The sequence below is a fragment of the Serratia entomophila genome, assembly GCF_021462285.1.
Classification (GTDB): domain Bacteria; phylum Pseudomonadota; class Gammaproteobacteria; order Enterobacterales; family Enterobacteriaceae; genus Serratia; species Serratia entomophila.
This window is the reverse complement of the sequence record NZ_CP082787.1, coordinates 1677611-1693986: the sequence shown is the minus strand read 5'-3', so window position 1 is coordinate 1693986 and position 16376 is coordinate 1677611. Positions and strand designations below refer to the sequence as shown.

Annotated in this window: 17 protein-coding genes and 1 other annotated feature; of the genes, 12 read left to right on the top strand and 5 right to left on the bottom strand. The window is 63.1% G+C overall.

The features are described from left to right. Positions 1-8: 8 nt before the first annotated feature. The gene (locus tag KHA73_RS08330) at positions 9-1154 is read left to right on the top strand and encodes a trans-sulfuration enzyme family protein (RefSeq protein WP_234590234.1); all 1146 of its coding nucleotides are present in this window, start codon (positions 9-11) and stop codon (positions 1152-1154) included. A 49-nt stretch (positions 1155-1203) separates the two neighbouring features. Here KHA73_RS08330 and KHA73_RS08325 read toward each other — a convergent pair whose 3' ends face one another. After that, positions 1204-2232, bottom strand: a complete 1029-nt coding sequence (locus KHA73_RS08325) for an isopenicillin N synthase family dioxygenase (RefSeq protein ID WP_234591215.1) — start codon at positions 2230-2232, stop codon at positions 1204-1206. Positions 2233-2520: 288 nt separating this feature from the next. Between KHA73_RS08325 and KHA73_RS08320 the strand changes: the two genes are divergently transcribed. Next, positions 2521-3177: an HAD family hydrolase gene (locus KHA73_RS08320; RefSeq protein WP_234590232.1), complete on the top strand. Its 657-nt coding sequence runs from the start codon at positions 2521-2523 to the stop codon at positions 3175-3177. A 96-nt stretch (positions 3178-3273) separates the two neighbouring features. Then, the gene (locus KHA73_RS08315) at positions 3274-3894 is read left to right on the top strand and encodes a glutathione S-transferase (protein ID WP_234590231.1); all 621 of its coding nucleotides are present in this window, start codon (positions 3274-3276) and stop codon (positions 3892-3894) included. 16 nt (positions 3895-3910) lie between these two features. Here the strand turns inward: KHA73_RS08315 and KHA73_RS08310 are convergent, their stop codons facing one another. Beyond that, positions 3911-5011, bottom strand: coding sequence for a PQQ-dependent sugar dehydrogenase (locus tag KHA73_RS08310; protein WP_272496168.1), 1101 nt, complete (start codon positions 5009-5011; stop codon positions 3911-3913). Positions 5012-5142: 131 nt separating this feature from the next. Here KHA73_RS08310 and KHA73_RS08305 point away from each other — a divergent pair, with 131 nt between their 5' ends. Continuing rightward, on the top strand, positions 5143-5562 hold the full coding sequence (locus KHA73_RS08305; RefSeq protein ID WP_234590229.1) for a GNAT family N-acetyltransferase: 420 nt from the start codon (positions 5143-5145) through the stop codon (positions 5560-5562). 11 nt (positions 5563-5573) lie between these two features. Further along, the gene (locus tag KHA73_RS08300; protein WP_234590227.1) at positions 5574-6557 is read left to right on the top strand and encodes a magnesium and cobalt transport protein CorA; all 984 of its coding nucleotides are present in this window, start codon (positions 5574-5576) and stop codon (positions 6555-6557) included. Between the two features lie 25 nt (positions 6558-6582). On the opposite strand, the gene KHA73_RS08295 is transcribed toward KHA73_RS08300, so the two are convergent. Further along, entirely contained in the window at positions 6583-7959 is a 1377-nt protein-coding gene (locus KHA73_RS08295) for a sodium:solute symporter (protein WP_234590225.1), read from the bottom strand. Positions 7960-8036: 77 nt separating this feature from the next. Beyond that, on the bottom strand, positions 8037-8969 hold the full coding sequence (speB, locus tag KHA73_RS08290; RefSeq protein WP_234590224.1) for an agmatinase: 933 nt from the start codon (positions 8967-8969) through the stop codon (positions 8037-8039). A 240-nt stretch (positions 8970-9209) separates the two neighbouring features. On the opposite strand from speB, the gene KHA73_RS08285 reads away from it, so the two are divergent. Beyond that, positions 9210-10130, top strand: a complete 921-nt coding sequence (locus tag KHA73_RS08285) for a LysR family transcriptional regulator (protein ID WP_234590223.1) — start codon at positions 9210-9212, stop codon at positions 10128-10130. A gap of 18 nt (positions 10131-10148) precedes the next feature. On the opposite strand, the gene KHA73_RS08280 is transcribed toward KHA73_RS08285, so the two are convergent. Beyond that, entirely contained in the window at positions 10149-10973 is an 825-nt protein-coding gene (locus KHA73_RS08280; RefSeq protein WP_234590222.1) for an SDR family oxidoreductase, read from the bottom strand. A gap of 229 nt (positions 10974-11202) precedes the next feature. On the opposite strand from KHA73_RS08280, the gene hisL reads away from it, so the two are divergent. The 6 genes from hisL to hisH all read left to right on the top strand — a co-directional run bounded on the left by hisL (position 11203) and on the right by hisH (position 16373). Further along, positions 11203-11250, top strand: coding sequence for a his operon leader peptide (gene hisL, locus KHA73_RS08275; RefSeq protein ID WP_234591210.1), 48 nt, complete (start codon positions 11203-11205; stop codon positions 11248-11250). Beyond that, positions 11226-11352 (top strand) — a sequence feature (His leader region). (Overlaps the previous gene by 25 nt.) A 70-nt stretch (positions 11353-11422) precedes the next feature. Beyond that, positions 11423-12322, top strand: coding sequence for an ATP phosphoribosyltransferase (gene hisG, locus KHA73_RS08270; RefSeq protein WP_234590221.1), 900 nt, complete (start codon positions 11423-11425; stop codon positions 12320-12322). A gap of 4 nt (positions 12323-12326) precedes the next feature. Continuing rightward, positions 12327-13634: a histidinol dehydrogenase gene (gene hisD / locus KHA73_RS08265; protein ID WP_234590220.1), complete on the top strand. Its 1308-nt coding sequence runs from the start codon at positions 12327-12329 to the stop codon at positions 13632-13634. Further along, positions 13631-14719, top strand: a complete 1089-nt coding sequence (gene hisC, locus KHA73_RS08260) for a histidinol-phosphate transaminase (protein ID WP_234590219.1) — start codon at positions 13631-13633, stop codon at positions 14717-14719. The genes hisD and hisC overlap by 4 nt, the downstream gene beginning before the upstream one ends. Further along, entirely contained in the window at positions 14716-15783 is a 1068-nt protein-coding gene (gene hisB, locus KHA73_RS08255; RefSeq protein WP_234590218.1) for a bifunctional histidinol-phosphatase/imidazoleglycerol-phosphate dehydratase HisB, read from the top strand. Before hisC ends, hisB begins: the two co-directional genes overlap by 4 nt. Continuing rightward, complete coding sequence (hisH, locus tag KHA73_RS08250; RefSeq protein WP_234590217.1) at positions 15783-16373, top strand: imidazole glycerol phosphate synthase subunit HisH; 591 nt, start codon at positions 15783-15785, stop codon at positions 16371-16373. Before hisB ends, hisH begins: the two co-directional genes overlap by 1 nt. The last annotated feature ends 3 nt before the right edge of the window (positions 16374-16376 follow it).

Sequence of the window (16376 nt, the reverse complement as noted above, 5' to 3'; positions counted from 1 at the left end):
GATCCGTTATGGCCAAGTTTGATACGTTGACCGTTCACGCAGGTTACACCCCCGACGCCACCGGCGCCGTGATGCCGGCGATTTACGCCACCTCCACCTACGCCCAACCGGCGCCGGGCGAGCATACCGGCTATGAATATTCGCGCAGCGCCAACCCGACGCGCACCGCGCTGGAAAGCGCCATCGCCGAACTGGAGGGCGGCAGCCGCGGCTACGCCTTCGCCTCCGGCCTGGCGGCCTGCTCAACGGTGCTGGAGCTGCTCGATCAGGGCAGCCATCTGGTGGCGGTGGACGACCTGTACGGCGGCACCTACCGTCTGCTGGAAAAGGTGCGCAGCCGCACCGCCGGCCTGCGCGTCACCTACGTTGCACCGGCGGACATCGCCGCGCTGGAGCAGGCTATCGAACCGGACACCAAAATGATCTGGGTGGAGACCCCCACCAACCCGCTGCTGAAGCTGGCCGATCTGAGCGCCATCGCGGCGATCGCCAAACGCCATGGGCTGATCAGCGTGGCGGACAACACCTTCGCCTCGCCGTATATTCAACGCCCGTTGGATCTCGGCTTTGATGTGGTGGTGCACTCCGCCACCAAATATCTCAACGGCCACTCCGACGTGGTGGCCGGGGTGGCGGCGGTGGGCGACAACCCGGCGCTGGCGGAACAGCTCGGCTTCCTGCAGAACGCGGTGGGCGGCATTCTCGATCCGTTCAGCAGCTTCCTGACGCTGCGCGGCATTCGCACGCTGGCGTTGCGCATGGAGCGCCACAGCGGCAGTGCGCTGCGCATCGCCCAGTGGCTGGAAAGCCAGCCGCAGGTGGAAAACGTTTACTACCCGGGCCTGCCGAGCCATCCGCAGCATGCGCTGGCGGCGCGCCAGATGAGCAGCTTCGGCGGCATGATCTCGGTGCGCTTGAAAGGTGACGACGCCTATGCCCGCCGGGTGATTAAACGTTCGAAGCTGTTCACCCTGGCGGAAAGCCTGGGCGGCGTGGAGAGCCTGATCAGCCAGCCGTTCAGCATGACCCATGCCTCCATTCCGTTGGAACAGCGGCTGAAAACCGGCATTACGCCGCAGCTGCTGCGCCTGTCGGTGGGGATTGAGGATGCGGAAGACCTGATTGCCGATTTGCAGCAGGCGCTGGCGGAGTAGGCTGCGCCGCAGCAGGTAACGAAAAAGCCCGGCCTGAGGCCGGGCTTTGTCATGTCTGGGCGCCGATAACGTCCTGGTAGTAGCGCTGCGCCACGTCCGGATGGGAGCGAATACGCCCTTTCAGATAATTGTAACCGACGTCGCGAAACAGCGGATTGTGCGGATCGCTGGCCGGGCCGTGGGCCTCGGCCGCCAGATGCGCCGGCAGTTGATACAGCGGCACCACCGCGTCCAGCCGCGCGCCGAGGAAAAAGGCGATCGACAGCCGATCGCTGCCCGCCGGCGGCGTCGCCACCCGATGCGTCGTGGCGCGCAGATAGCCGTTGCTCGCTAACTCCAACAGCTCGCCGATGTTCACCACAAAAGTGCCCTCTCGCGGCAGCGCATCGATCCAACGGCCTTCGCTCAGCTCCACCTGCAGGCCCTGCTGCCGGTCCTGCAGCAGGAAACTGAGAAAGCCGGAATCCTTGTGCGCCCCGACGCCCTGCCCGCTTCCCGTGGCTTCACGCCCTGGGTAGCGAATCAGCTTGATGTGTTCGTTCGGCTTGTCGCCGTACAGCGGATCAAACGCCCGTTCCGGCAACGCCAGCGCCAACGCAAAGGCCCGCAGCAGCCGCAGCGACATGGCGGTCATCGCCTGTTGCCACTGCAGCAGCAGCGGCTTCAGCGCCGGCAGCGCGGGCGGCCACTGGTTTGGGCCCTGCAGCCGCGCCCAGCGCGGCGTATCTTCGGCCAACTGCAGCGCCGGCCGCTCGGCGCCGATATCGAATTGTTCGCGCCAATCCGGCTGACCTCGCGTCAATTCAGCCGCCGCGCGGTTATAGCCGCGAAAGTGCGGCGAATGCACCATCTGCACCGCCAGTTTGTCGGCCTCCGGCAGCGCGAAAAATTGCCGCGCGCACCGCTGCAGCGCTTCGTTTAGCGCCTTATCGACGCCGTGCCCGCCCAGATAAAAAAAACCGACGTCGCGCGCCGCCGCCCGCAGGCCGTCCAAAAACGCCCGCCGCTGCCGCGCATCGCCGTCAAGCTGCGAAAGATCCAGCAGCGGCAGCGTCTTCAGCGTCAGTGGTGGCGTCATCATCTTGTTCCTCGTCTTCCCCGATCAGGATCGGGCCGCTATAAAGGCGAATTATCAACATTCTCAGCTCCGGTGGGGTTGCCGTCATCACTCCATAGTTACCACCGCGCCGACTGCACCAGCCAATATTGTTGCGTTCTAAGTTATGCAAACGTTCAACGAAATGTCGCAGAACTGTCATCATTGTTTCTTATGCTCAGCGCAATTTCACCGACGCCGCTGGTTGGCGGCGTACGGTATCCGCTATTCTGTATGCGAGCCCGTTCCCTGCCTGCCGGAGAAATATTGATGGATTTAGCCTTATTCGACCTGGATGAAACCCTGATTGATGATGATAGCGCCAGCCTGTGGATCCGCTGGCTGGTCGCTCAGGGGTTCGCGCCAGCGGAGCTGGAACTGCAAGAACAACAGCTGATGCAGCTCTACTACCAGGGCAAGCTGTCGATGGAAGCCTATATGCAGGCCACGCTGGCGCCGCTGGCCGGCCTGAGCACTCAGACGGTGGCCGGCTGGGTGCAACGCTATATCCGCCGCGACATTCTGCCGCGCGTTTACCCCGCCGCCCGCGAACGCCTGCAGTGGCACCGTGAACGCGGCGACTGCATCCTGGTGATTTCCGCCACCGGCGAGCATCTGGTGGCACCTATCGCCGAACAGCTGGGCGCCGACGGCGCGCTGGCGATCGGCGTCGAGGTGGTTGAAGGCCGCTTCACCGGCAACACTTACGGCACCATGACCTATCAGCAAGGCAAGGTCATTCGCCTGCAGCAATGGCTGGCACAGCGTCCCGAGCTGCAGTTTGAACACAGCCACGGCTACAGCGACTCACTCAACGACCAGCCGATGCTGCAATACGTCGACAGCGCCACGGTAATCAACCCCGACAGCGAACTGAGCGCGCTGGCGGCAGAGCATGGCTGGGAAGTGTGCCGCTGGGAACGTTGAGCGGCCGGCAAAAAATGCCTTTCGGTGTGACAAAAAGCATTTTATGGCGTAGGAATAAAGGCTTAGGTTCGTTAACCCGCTAAATAGAGGCATGCCATGCTGACCATCTGGGGCCGTGAAAATTCGAACAACGTCAGGAAAGTGCTGTGGTGCGCCGCAGAGCTGGAGTTGAGCTACAACCATATCAACGCCGGCGGCGCATTCGGCAAAGTGAACGAGGAACGGTATCGCTCGCTGAACCCGAACGGCCTGGTGCCGCTGCTGCAGGACGATGACTTCACGCTGTGGGAATCCAACACCATCGTGCGCTATCTGGCGGCAAAGTTTGGCGACGCAGCGTTTTACCCGCAGGATCTGCAGGCGCGCGCCAGCGCGGAGAAATGGATGGACTGGACCACGTCAACCCTGGTCGCCCCCTTCACCATCGTGTTCTGGGGCCTGGTGCGCACTCCGCCGGAGCAGCGCGACATGGCCAAGATAACGGCGGCGATCGCCACGCTGGAGAAGCACTTCGACATCGTGGAACACACGCTGGAGCGCCAGCCTTACCTCTCCGGCGAGTCATTCGGCTTCGGCGACATACCGCTCGGCAGCTTTGCCTACGCCTGGTTTGAAATGCCGATCGAACGCCGCCCGCGCCCAAATATGGAACGCTGGTACCGGCAGTTGCGCGCCCGCCCGGCCTACCAGCGCGGCGTGATGACCGAACTGACCTGATTTGCCCGGGGGCGTTTTACGACGCCCCCACCTTCAGCAGCTTGCCGTCCCGCTCATCCGTCAGCAAATAGAGATAGCCGTCCGGCCCGCTGCGCACCTCTCGGATGCGCTCGCCGCGATCGCCCAACAGCCGCTCCTCCGCCACCACCTTGTCGCCGTCCAGCGTCAGGCGGATCAATTCCTTCTGCGCCAGCGCGCCGATAAACAGCGAATGTCGCCAGGCCGGGAAGCGTTGCGCATCATAAAACGCCATGCCGCTGACGCCCGGCGACACCTTCCAGTAATGCAGCGGCCGTTCGGTGCCCGCTACCCGTTGGCCTTTGGCCTCCGGGATCGGCTGCCCGGAATAGTCGATGCCGTAGGTAGCCAGCGGCCAGCCGTAGTTTTTGCCCGCCTGCGGGATGTTGATCTCGTCGCCGCCGCGCGGCCCGTGTTCGTGTTCCCAGATAATCCCGCTCCACGGGTTCAGCGCCAGCCCCTGCGGGTTGCGATGGCCATAAGACCACACCTCCGGCCGCTTGCCGGCCTGGCCAACCCAGGGATTGTCCGGCGGCACGGCGCCTTCTTCGGTCAGCCGCACCACTTTACCCTGCAGCTTATCGGCGTCCTGAGCCGTTGGCCGCTGGTTGTTTTCCCCCAGCGCGATAAACAGGTAGCCATGCCGATCGAACGCCAGCTTGCCGCCAAAGTGGTTGCCGACCGACAGCTTCGGCTGCTGGCGGAAGATCACCTTGAAATTCTCCAGCCGCCCGCCGTCGTCGCTCAGGCGCCCATAGCCCACCGCGGTGCCCGCCTTGCCGTCATCCCCCGGCTCGGCGAAGCTGAGATAAACCCGGCGGCTGGCGGCGAAATCCGGCGCAGGCAGCACTTCCAGCAGCCCGCCCTGCCCCTCGGCGTACACCTTGGGCACGCCGGTTATCGGCGCCGACAGCCCCCGATCCTGCTGCCACAACCGCAGCCTGCCGGGCCGTTCGGTGATCAGCACGCCCTGTTCCGCCGGTAAAAAAGCCAGCGACCAGGGGTGTTCCAATCCGTCCTGCAGTTGGGTGACCGTCGGCGCAGCCTGCAATAGGCCGCTGAACAATAACAGACCGGCCATCAGGGTAAGTCGGGGCATAACGTCCTCCTGAGCGTAAAATGTCCCATTCAGTGTAGCCCAATCGCCCGATGCGGTCGTTTGCATTAATTTTCAACAGGTTGCCTTTTGGCCGTACTGTGCTTAAGTTAACGGATAACCCAGGAGGAAATATGAACATCACCGTAGCGGATACGTTGGACGAACCCACTCTCGACGCCATCCGCCAAGGCCTGCGCGCCCATAACCAACCCTATATTGACGCCAGCCTGCGCCGCCCCCTCAACGTTTATGCGCGGGACGCCGAAGGGCGAGTGGTGGCCGGGTTGACCGCCTTCACCTGGGGCAACTGGCTGAGCATTGACTGGCTGTGGGTGGACGATTCCCAGCGTGGCAGCGGCCTGGGCCGCCAGGTGATGCAGGCCGCCGAGCGGGGAGCGCTGGCGCGCGGCTGCCGCTATTCCCGTTTGGATACCTTCAGCTTTCAGGCGCGGCCGTTCTACGAGAAGCTCGGCTATCAGCTGCAAATGACGCTGAAAGATTACCCGGTTGAACATGAACGTTATTTTATGACCAAAACTCTGACTGAATGACGGACGGCCTGATGGACAGCAAAAGCATGGTAGTGAACAGCGTGGCCTACAAGGCCGGCAAACGGCTGGGCGAGGTGACCATCGACGATATCAGCGAAGTGGTCAAACAGCCGGACACCTTCGTCTGGCTGGGGCTGTGGCAGCCGGAACCGGCGTTTATGCGCAAAGTGCAGGAGGAGTTCGGGCTGCACGATCTGGCGATCGAGGACGCGCTGTGCGCGCACCAGCGCCCCAAGCTGGAAAGCTACGGCGATTCGCTGTTTATCGTGGTGAAGACCGCGCAATGGAGCGAAAACGAGGAAATCGAATACGGTGAAACCCACTTCTTCGTCGGCAAGAATTTTCTGGTGACGGTGCGCCACGGCGCCTCGCCCAGCTACGCGCCGATCCGCGCCAAAGCCGAAGAAAACCATAAGCAAATGTGCCACGGCCCCGGCTTTGCGCTCTATTGCGTGTTGGACTTCGTGGTGGACAACTACCGCACCGTGGTGGCCAAATTCGAGGCGACCATCGAAGGTATCGAAGCCAACATGTTCAAATCGGAATTCGATCAGGCGGCGATCGAAAACGTCTACACCCTGCGCCGCCACCTGCTGGCGCTGCGCAACGCCGCGCTGCCGATGGACGAAATCTGCACCCAGTTGATCCGCCTGCACGAAGACGTTATCCCCAAAGAGCTGCGCGCCTACGTACGCGACGTGCAGGATCACGCCCGGCAGGTCGTCAGCAGCATCGACGACATGCGCGAAATGCTGACCAACGCCATGCACGTCAACCTGGCGCTGGTGACGGTGAAGCAAAACGAAGTGGTGAAGCGGTTGGCCGGTTGGGGGGCGATTCTGGCTATCCCGACGGTGATCTTCAGCCTGTACGGCATGAACTTCACCGACATGCCGGAGCTGAAATTCCCCTGGGCCTACCACGCCACGCTCGGGGTGACCGCCGTCGGCTGTTTCCTGCTGTATCAAAAGCTGAAGAAATCGGGTTGGCTGTAACCGCGGCCAACCCTTAGCCGGGCCGTTATTCCGTTTGCAGCTGCGGGGACGGCCGGCTCAGCAGGCTGCCCAGCACAAAGGCCACCCCACCGCCCAACAGCCCGCCGTAGATCGGGCTATTGGCTTCGATGCCGTGCCAATACATTAACCCCAACACGCACAGGCTGCCGGTCAGCATGCTGGCGATGGCGCCGGCGCTGGTGGCCCGCGGCCAGAATATCGCCCCCACCAGCGGGATCAGCATGCCCCCCACCAGCAGGTTATAAGCCAGCGTCAACGCCGCCAGCACGTCACGCACCAGGAACGCCAGCCCCAGCATCACTGCCCCCATGATCAACGTGGTGAAGCGCCCGGCCGCCAACCCGCCCGACGGCCGCCGACGGATCGCCGGCAGCACGTCCTCCAGCGCAATGGTCGAGGACGCCAGCAGGCAGGCGCTGGCGGTGGACATCAGCGCCGCCAACGCCGCCGCGGCCACCAGCCCGCTGACGCCCTCCGGCAGCACCGCCTGGGCGATGGCGGCGAAAGCGCCGTCGGTATTGCTCAACTGCGGCAGTACCAGTTTGCCGGCCATGCCGATCAGCGCGCCGGTCACGCCGTACAGCACGCAGTAAACCCCCGCCCCCAGACCGGCGAAACGGGCCACGCCGACGCTGCGCGCGGTGAACACCCGCTGCCAGATATCCTGGCCGATCAGAATGCCGAAGAAGTAAATCAGGAAGAACACCAGGATGGTGTCCAGCCCAATCGACGACAGCTGGTAGTAGCTGTCCGGCAGCAGGCTGGAGAACGCCGCCCAGCCGCCGGCCCTGACGATGCTCATCGGCATCAGCACCAGCATCATGCCGACGGTCATGATGATAAATTGGATGATGTCGGTCAGCGTCAACGACCACATGCCGCCCAGCGTCGAGTACAGCACCACCAGGCCGCCGCCGAGCAGGATCGAGGCGGAGAACGACAGGCCGAACATCACCTGCATCACGCTGCCGATGGCGATGATCGAAGTCACCGCCACCATCAGGTCGTAGGCCAGCATGATGGCGCCGCTGGTGACCCTGGCCGCCGGATGGTAGCGCCGCGACAGCACCTGGCTGACGGTGTAGAGCTTCAGCTGCAGCAGCGGCTTGGCCAGCACCGTGCTCAGCACCACAATGCCCAGCCCCAGCGCGCCGCACAGCCAGACGCCGGAGATGCCGTAGGTATAGCCGAGTTTCACCGTGCCGATGGTCGAGGCGCCGCCCAGCACCACCGCCGACAGCGTGCCCAGATACAGGCCCGGCCCCAGATTGCGGCCGGCCACCAGATAAGCCTCTTTGGTATTGGCGCGGCGTATGCCCATCCACCCCACCGCACCTATAACCAGAAAATAGAACACCACGACCAGCAGATCGAGATTCATGGACACCTCCGTACCTTTGTTATTGTTATCAGGGGCCCGGACGCAACGGCTCCGCCGGTAAGGTTATGGCGCCGGCCTCAGCGGGCCGGCAGAACGCACAGCATTTCAAACAGCAGGTTGGCCGCCAGCAGCGCGGTATTGCCGGAACGGTCATACGGCGGCGACACCTCGACCACGTCGGCGCCGGCCAGGTTCAGCCCCTGGCAGCCGCGCACGATCTCCAGCCCCTGCCACACCGACAGCCCGCCGACCTCCGGCGTGCCGGTGCCCGGCGCGAAGGCCGGATCCAGCCCGTCGATGTCAAAGCTCAGGTAGACCGGCGCATCGCCCATCTGCCGGCGGATTTCCTCCATCAGCGGCGTCAGCGAGCGGTGCCAGCAGGCTTCGGCCGGCACCACGCGAAAGCCCTGACGGCGCGACCAGTCAAAGTCGTCCGCCGCATAGCCGCTGCCGCGCAGGCCGATTTGCACCACTCTCTCCGGCGCCAGCAGCCCTTCTTCAAAGGCGCGGCGGAAGGTGGTGCCATGCGCCAGCCGTTCGCCGAACATCTCTTCGTTGGTATCCGAGTGGGCATCGACGTGGATCAACCCCACCGGGCCATGCCGGCGGGCGACGGCGCGCAGGATCGGCAGGGTCAGCGTATGATCGCCGCCCAGCGTCAGCGGGATGCAGCCCTGCTCCATAATGTCGCGGTAGGCCAATTCGATGCGGCGCACGCTGTCCGCCAGGCTGTAGGGATTGATGGCCACATCGCCGAGATCGGCCACCTGCAACCGTTCAAAGGGCGCGGAGCCGGTGCCCATGTTGTAGGGGCGGATCATCACCGATTCCTGGCGGATCTGCCGCGGGCCATAGCGGGTGCCGCTGCGGTTGGAGGTACCGATATCAAGAGGAATGCCGACAAAGGCCGCGTCCAGCCCGTGCGCGCTTTCCGCCGCAGGCAAACGCATCATGGTGGGGATGCCGGCAAAACGCGGCATGTCGTTGCCGCTTTGGGGTTGATTCAGCATGGCGTGTCCTTGTCTTGGGGAGCGATAATTCAACATTTAAGTAACAATCACAGGCTACCCCGCAGCCCACCATGGCTACCATTCCCGCTTTTGCATGTAAGCATTGAAAAAGCCGATGTTTACTAACTCGTTGAACTATTGATTTTTATTTCAACTCCGTGCCATAAGGAAGGATAGTTTCGGCCCAGCGGCACCCATGTTGCGCATGCGTTAACGGCAGGCAGGCCTACGGAGGAAAAGATGCTCACCAACCTAAGCGATATCGATCTTAAACTGCTGCGGGTGTTTGTCGCGGTGGCGGAAGCCCAGGGCGTCAGCGCCGCTCAGGAGCCGCTGCTGATGAATCAGTCCACCATCAGCACCCATCTGGCGTCGCTGGAGACCCGGCTGGGGTTCCGTCTATGCCAGCGCGGCCGCTCCGGCTTTATGCTTACCCCGAAAGGCGAACGCATGTTGATCGCCTGCCGCACCCTGTTCAACGCCGCGCGCGACTTTACCCGGGTCAGCCAGTCGTTGAACGGGCTGTTGACCGGCGATCTGCAGATCGGCCTGGTGGACAATCTGGTGTCGCTGCCCGGCAATCCATTCAGCCTGGCCATCAAGGGCTTCCAGCGCCGCCATCAGGACGTGCAGCTGCAGTGCCGAATTTGCTCGCCGACGGAGATAGAACAGGGATTGCTGAACCGGCAGCTCGATCTGGGTATAGGGTATTTTGGCCAGCAGTTGGAGGAATTGCGGTACCGGGCATGGGTTCTGGAGACGCAGGCGATCTACTGCAGCAGCGAGCATCCGCTGTTTGCGGCCGAACGGCCGAGCCGCGAGCAGATCGAGAACGCCCGTTGGGTGAAACGCGGCTACCTGCTGGCGCAGCAGCTGTGCCCGATCGCGCCGCACAACCTGGGCGCCGTCGCCCATCATATGGAGAGCGTGGCGCATCTGGTGCTCAGCGGCGGCTATCTGGGATACCTGCCCACCCACTACGCGGCGCGCTGGGTAGAGCAGGGTTTATTGAAGCAGTTGGGCGGGCAAGCGCTCTCCTACCAGGCGGCGCTCAGCCTGGTCTGCCGCCCCGCCCCGCACAACGAGGCGCTGGCCGCGCTGCTGGAAGATCTGCTGCGCGCCCGCGATTTCTCAGGCGCTGTGGCGCCGGTGCAGCCCTAGCGCCAGCGCCGCCAACAATCAATTGACCGGCATGCGCGCCGGATCGGGATACTGATACTCGAACCCCAGCTCATTGCAGATGCGATTGCCGTCCACCAACCGCCCGCCCTGCTCCGCTTCCTCGGCGAACTGCGGTGGAGCCAGATGCAGCTGCTCGGCCAGCGCCGGATAGAACTCGCGCTTGGTGGGATGGCTTGGCGCACACAGATTGTAGAGATGGCCGCCTTTCGGCAGCTTCAGCAGCAGCTGTATCGCCGCGATCACGTCATCCTGATGCACCAGGTTGACCCCCTGCGATCCGCCCTTGACGTCGACCTTGCCCGCCAGGAACCGGCCAGGATGGCGATCGGCGCCCACCAGCCCCGCCAGCCGCAGAATGTCCACCGAGGTGTTCGGCAGCGCATGCAGCCAACGCTCCAGCTCGGCCAACACCCGCCCCGACGGCGTGATCGGCCGCAGCGGCGAATCCTCGCGCAGCGTGCCGGCGGTTTCGCCGTACACCGAGGTGGAACTGATGAACAGCACCCGCGGCACGCCGAAGGCCATGGCGCTGTCCACCAGCATGCGCACCGCATTAAAGTAGTTTTCGCTGCCTTCGACGGTGCGCCGGGCCGGCAGGGTCACCACCAGCGCATCCACCCGCAGCAGTTGCTCCAGATCGTCCGGCTCGCAGGAAAGCTCCGGCGTCAGCTCCAGCTGATAACATTCAACGCCGCTCATGCGTGCGGCCTCGACGCCGTCCGGCGTGGTTTTGCTGCCCACCACGCCATAGCCGCGGCCCATCAGCGATAGGGCCAGCGGCATGCCCAGCCAACCCAAACCCACAATGGCTACCTTTTTCATCGTCTCCCTCTCCTGAAGATCGCAATGCTCTGCCTACTCAAGCTACGCCACTCCGTACGGCGATACAATCCGCCCCGCTTAAGCTTAGGTAAAACCGTGTTTAGCTAATAACCCAACCTGTTTCAATAAATTAAATTTATGACGGTAAAAAAGGGTTGCGCGACGAGCAGCGGATAGTTTAGCTTAATTAGCAATTCGGCTTGTGCCGACCTTTACAGAGAAAACACCCATGACCAGCGTTCAGTTCAACCACCATCATCACCATCACCCTGACTAGTCTTTCAGGCGATGTGTGCTGGAAGACGGTTTTTTAATCTTCCAGTGGCGCGCAGAACGCAAGAGAGAGCCCTCGGAAGATTTCTTCCGAGGGTTTTTTTTTGGCTCCGGACAGACAGAAAATAAAGTTTTTACAATAAATTCATAAAATTACAGATTAAACAGAGGTTACCATGCTGGACAAAACACGTTTACGGATAGCAATGCAGAAATCGGGCCGCCTGAGCGAAGAATCCCAGGAGCTGCTGGCGCGCTGCGGCATCAAAATCAACCTGCAGCAGCAACGCCTGATCGCCTTCGCGGAAAATATGCCGATCGATATCCTGCGCGTGCGTGATGACGATATCCCGGGCCTGGTGATGGACGGCGTGGTCGATCTGGGCATCATCGGCGAGAACGTGCTGGAAGAAGAGCTGCTCAACCGCCGCGCCCAGGGCGAAGACCCGCGCTACTTCACCCTGCGCCGCCTGGACTTCGGCGGCTGCCGCCTGTCGCTGGCCACCCCGCTCGACGCCGAATACACCGGCCCGCAAAGCCTGCAGAACGCCCGCATCGCCACCTCTTATCCGCACCTGTTGAAACAATACCTCGACAAACAGGGCGTACGCTTCAAATCCTGCCTGCTGAACGGCTCGGTGGAAGTGGCGCCGCGCGCCGGTTTGGCCGACGCCATCTGCGACCTGGTTTCCACCGGCGCCACGCTGGAAGCCAACGGCCTGCGCGAAGTGGAAGTGATCTACCGCTCCAAGGCTTGCCTGATCCAGCGCGACGGCGAGATGCCGGAAGCCAAACAACAGCTTATCGACCGCCTGATGACCCGCATTCAGGGCGTGATCCAGGCGCGTGAATCCAAATACATCATGCTGCACGCGCCAAGCGAGCGCCTGGACGAAATCGTCGCGCTGCTGCCGGGCGCCGAACGCCCGACCATTCTGCCGCTGGCCGGCGCGCAGAACCGCGTGGCGATGCACATGGTCAGCAGCGAGACCCTGTTCTGGGAAACCATGGAAAAACTGAAAGCGCTCGGCGCCAGCTCGATCCTGGTGTTGCCAATTGAGAAGATGATGGAGTAACGCCATGTCCAGCTTCAATACCCTGGTCAACTGGGCGGACTGCAGCGCCGAACAACGCGCCCAGCTGCTGATGCGACCGGCGATTTCCGCCTCCGACAGCATCACCCGCACGGTGCGCGAGATCCTCGACAACGTAAAGGCCAACGGCGACCAGGCGCTGCGCGACTACAGCGCGCGCTTTGACAAAACCGAGGTTGGCGCGCTGCGCGTCAGCGCCGAGCAAATCGCCGCCGCCGGCGCACGGCTCGGCGAAGAGATCAAACGGGCAATGGCGGTGGCCGTCGCCAACGTGGAAACCTTCCACAATGCGCAGCAACTGCCGCCGGTAGATGTGGAAACCCAGCCCGGCGTGCGCTGCCAGCAGATAACTCGCCCGATCGATTCGGTGGGCCTGTATATTCCCGGCGGCTCCGCGCCGCTGTTCTCCACCGTGCTGATGCTGGCGACGCCGGCGCGCATTGCCGGCTGCCGCCGGGTGGTGCTGTGCTCGCCGCCGCCGATTGCCGATGAAATCCTCTACGCCGCGCAGCTGTGCGGCGTGCAGGAAGTGTTTCAGGTCGGCGGCGCACAGGCGATCGCCGCCATGGCCTTCGGCACCGACTCCGTGCCGCGAGTGGCGAAGATCTTCGGGCCGGGCAACGCCTTCGTGACCGAAGCCAAACGCCAGGTCAGCCAGCGGCTGGACGGCGCGGCCATCGACATGCCGGCCGGCCCTTCCGAAGTGCTGGTGATCGCCGACGCCGGCGCCACCCCGGCGTTTGTCGCCTCTGACCTGCTGTCGCAGGCCGAACACGGCCCGGACTCGCAGGTGATCTTGCTGACCCCGGACGCCGCGATGGCGCAGGCGGTGGCCGAAGCGGTAGAACAGCAGTTGGCTGAGCTGCCGCGTGCGGAAACCGCCCGCCAGGCGCTGGCCAGCAGCCGCCTGATCGTGGCGCGCAGCCTGGAAGAGTGCGTGGCGATCAGTAATCAATATGGCCCGGAACATCTGATCATTCAGACCCGCAGCGCCCGCGACCTGGTCGACGGCATCACCAGCGCCGGTTCGGTGTTTCTCGGCGACTGGTCGCCGGAGTCCGCCGGCGACTACGCCTCCGGCACCAACCACGTGCTGCCGACCTACGGCTACACCGCGACCTGCTCCAGCCTGGGGCTGGCGGACTTCCAGAAGCGCATGACGGTACAGGAGCTGACGCCGCAGGGCTTTATGAATCTGGCCGCCACTATCGAAACGCTGGCCGCCGCCGAGCAGCTGATCGCCCACAAAAACGCCGTGACCCTGCGCGTCGCCGCCCTGAAGGAGCAAGCATGAGCATTGAAAACCTGGCGCGCGCCAACGTTCGCGAGCTGACCCCTTACCAATCGGCGCGCCGCCTCGGCGGCAACGGCGACGTGTGGCTGAACGCCAACGAATACCCGATCGCGCCGGAGTTCCAGCTGACCGCCCAGACCTTCAACCGCTACCCGGAGTGCCAGCCGGCGCTGGTGATCGAGCGTTACGCCGCTTACGCCGGGGTGAGAAAGGAGCAGGTGCTGGTCAGCCGCGGCGCCGATGAAGGCATCGAGCTGCTGATCCGTGCCTTCTGCGAACCGGGTAAGGACGCCATTCTGTTCTGCCCGCCGACCTACGGTATGTACGCCGTCAGCGCCGAGACCTTCGGCGTGGAGCGCCGCACCGTGGCGGCCAGGGAAGACTGGCAGCTGGATCTGCCGGCCATCGCCGCCAGCCTGGACAACGTCAAGCTGATCTACGTCTGCAGCCCGAACAACCCGACCGGCAATCTGATCGACCCGGACTCTCTGCGCAGCCTGCTGGAAATGGCCAAGGGCAAGGCGATCGTCGCGGTCGACGAGGCCTATATCGAGTTTTGCCCGCAGGCGAGCGTGGCCGGTTGGCTGAGCGATTACCCGCATCTGGCTATCCTACGCACCCTGTCGAAGGCCTTCGCGCTGGCCGGCCTGCGCTGCGGCTTCACTCTGGGTAATGACGATCTGATCGCCCTGCTGCTGAAGGTGATCGCGCCTTATCCGCTGTCGACGCCGGTGGCCGACATCGCCGCTCAGGCGCTCAGCACCGAAGGCATCCGCGTGATGCGTCAACGGGTTAGCGAGATTGCCGCCAACCGCAGCTGGCTGCAGCAGGCGCTGCAAAACTGCGCCTGCGTCGAGCAGGTTTTCGCCAGCGACAGCAATTACCTGCTGGTGCGTTTCACCGCCTCAAGTAATGTATTTAAAAGCTTGTGGGATCAGGGCATTATCTTAAGAGACCAAAATAAACAGCCCGGGTTGTCCGGCTGCCTGCGCATCACCATAGGCACCCGCGACGAATGCCGGCGCGTGGTTGACGCGCTGTCCGCCCTGCCCGGCGCCAACGAGACTCGCCAGGAGCCAATGTGAGCCAAAAAATCCTCTTTATTGACCGTGACGGCACGCTGATTGCCGAACCGCCGGAAGACTTCCAGGTCGACCGCCTGGACAAGCTGGCGCTGGAGCCGGACGTGATCCCTTCGCTGCTGGCGTTGCAGCAGGCGGGTTATCAGCTGGTGATGATCACCAATCAGGATGGGCTAGGCACCGCCAGTTTCCCGCAGGAGACTTTCGATCCGCCGCATAACCTGATGATGCAGATCCTCGGCTCACAGGGCATCCACTTTGCCGACATCCTGATCTGCCCGCACCTGCCGGCGGACAACTGCGACTGCCGCAAGCCAAAAACTGCACTGGTGAAGGGCTATCTGGAAGCCGGCGTCATGAATACCGCGCACAGCTACGTGATCGGCGATCGGCCGACCGACGTGCAGCTGGCGGAGAACATGGGCATCCAGGGGCTGCGCTACCAGCGCGACGCCCTCGGCTGGAAAGAGATCACGCGTCAGCTGACCCAACGCGACCGCCACGCCCAGGTTAACCGCGTCACCAAAGAGACGCAGATCGACGTCAACGTTTGGCTGGATCGCGAAGGCGGCAGCAAGATCAAGACCGGCGTCGGCTTCTTCGACCACATGCTGGACCAGATAGCCACCCACGGCGGCTTCCGCATGGACATCGACGTCAAAGGCGACCTGTATATCGACGACCACCACACGGTGGAAGACACCGGGCTGGCGCTCGGCGAAGCGTTGAACAAGGCGCTGGGCGACAAGCGCGGCATCGCCCGCTTCGGCTTCGTGCTGCCGATGGATGAATGCCTGGCGCGCTGCGCGCTGGACATCTCCGGCCGGCCGCACCTGGAATACAAGGCCGAGTTCAACTACCAGCGCGTCGGCGATCTCAGCACCGAAATGGTCGAGCACTTCTTCCGCTCGCTGTCCTACACCATGGGCTGCACGCTGCACCTGAAAACCAAGGGCAAGAACGATCACCACCGGGTCGAGAGCCTGTTCAAGGTGTTTGGCCGCACCCTGCGCCAGGCGATCCGCGTTGAGGGCAATACCCTGCCGAGCTCGAAAGGAGTGCTGTAATGAACGTGGTGATTCTGGATACCGGCTGCGCCAACCTCGCCTCCGTCAATTACGCGGTGCAGCGGCTGGGCTATCGGCCCGAAGTGAGCCGCGACCCGGAGATCGTGCTGCGCGCCGACAAACTGTTTTTGCCGGGCGTCGGCACCGCGCAGGCGGCGATGGACCAGCTGCGCGAACGTGAGCTGATCGAGCTTATCAAAGCCTGTACCCAGCCGGTGCTGGGCATCTGCCTCGGCATGCAGCTGCTGGCGGCCAGCAGCGAGGAAAACGGCGGCATAGACACTCTGGGCATCATCGATACTCCGGTGAAACAGATGACCGACTTCGGCCTGCCGCTGCCGCATATGGGCTGGAATCAGGTGTCTGCGCAGGCAGGCCACCACCTGTTCCGCGGTATCGAAGACGGCGCCTATTTCTATTTCGTTCACAGCTATGCGATGCCGATATGCCCAAGCACCATCGCCCAGGCGAACTACGGCGAGCCCTTCACCGCCGCCGTGCAAAAAGACAACTTCTTCGGCGTGCAGTTTCATCCAGAACGTTCTGGAGCGGCCGGCGCGCAACTGTTGAAAAACTTTCTGGAGATGTAGGCA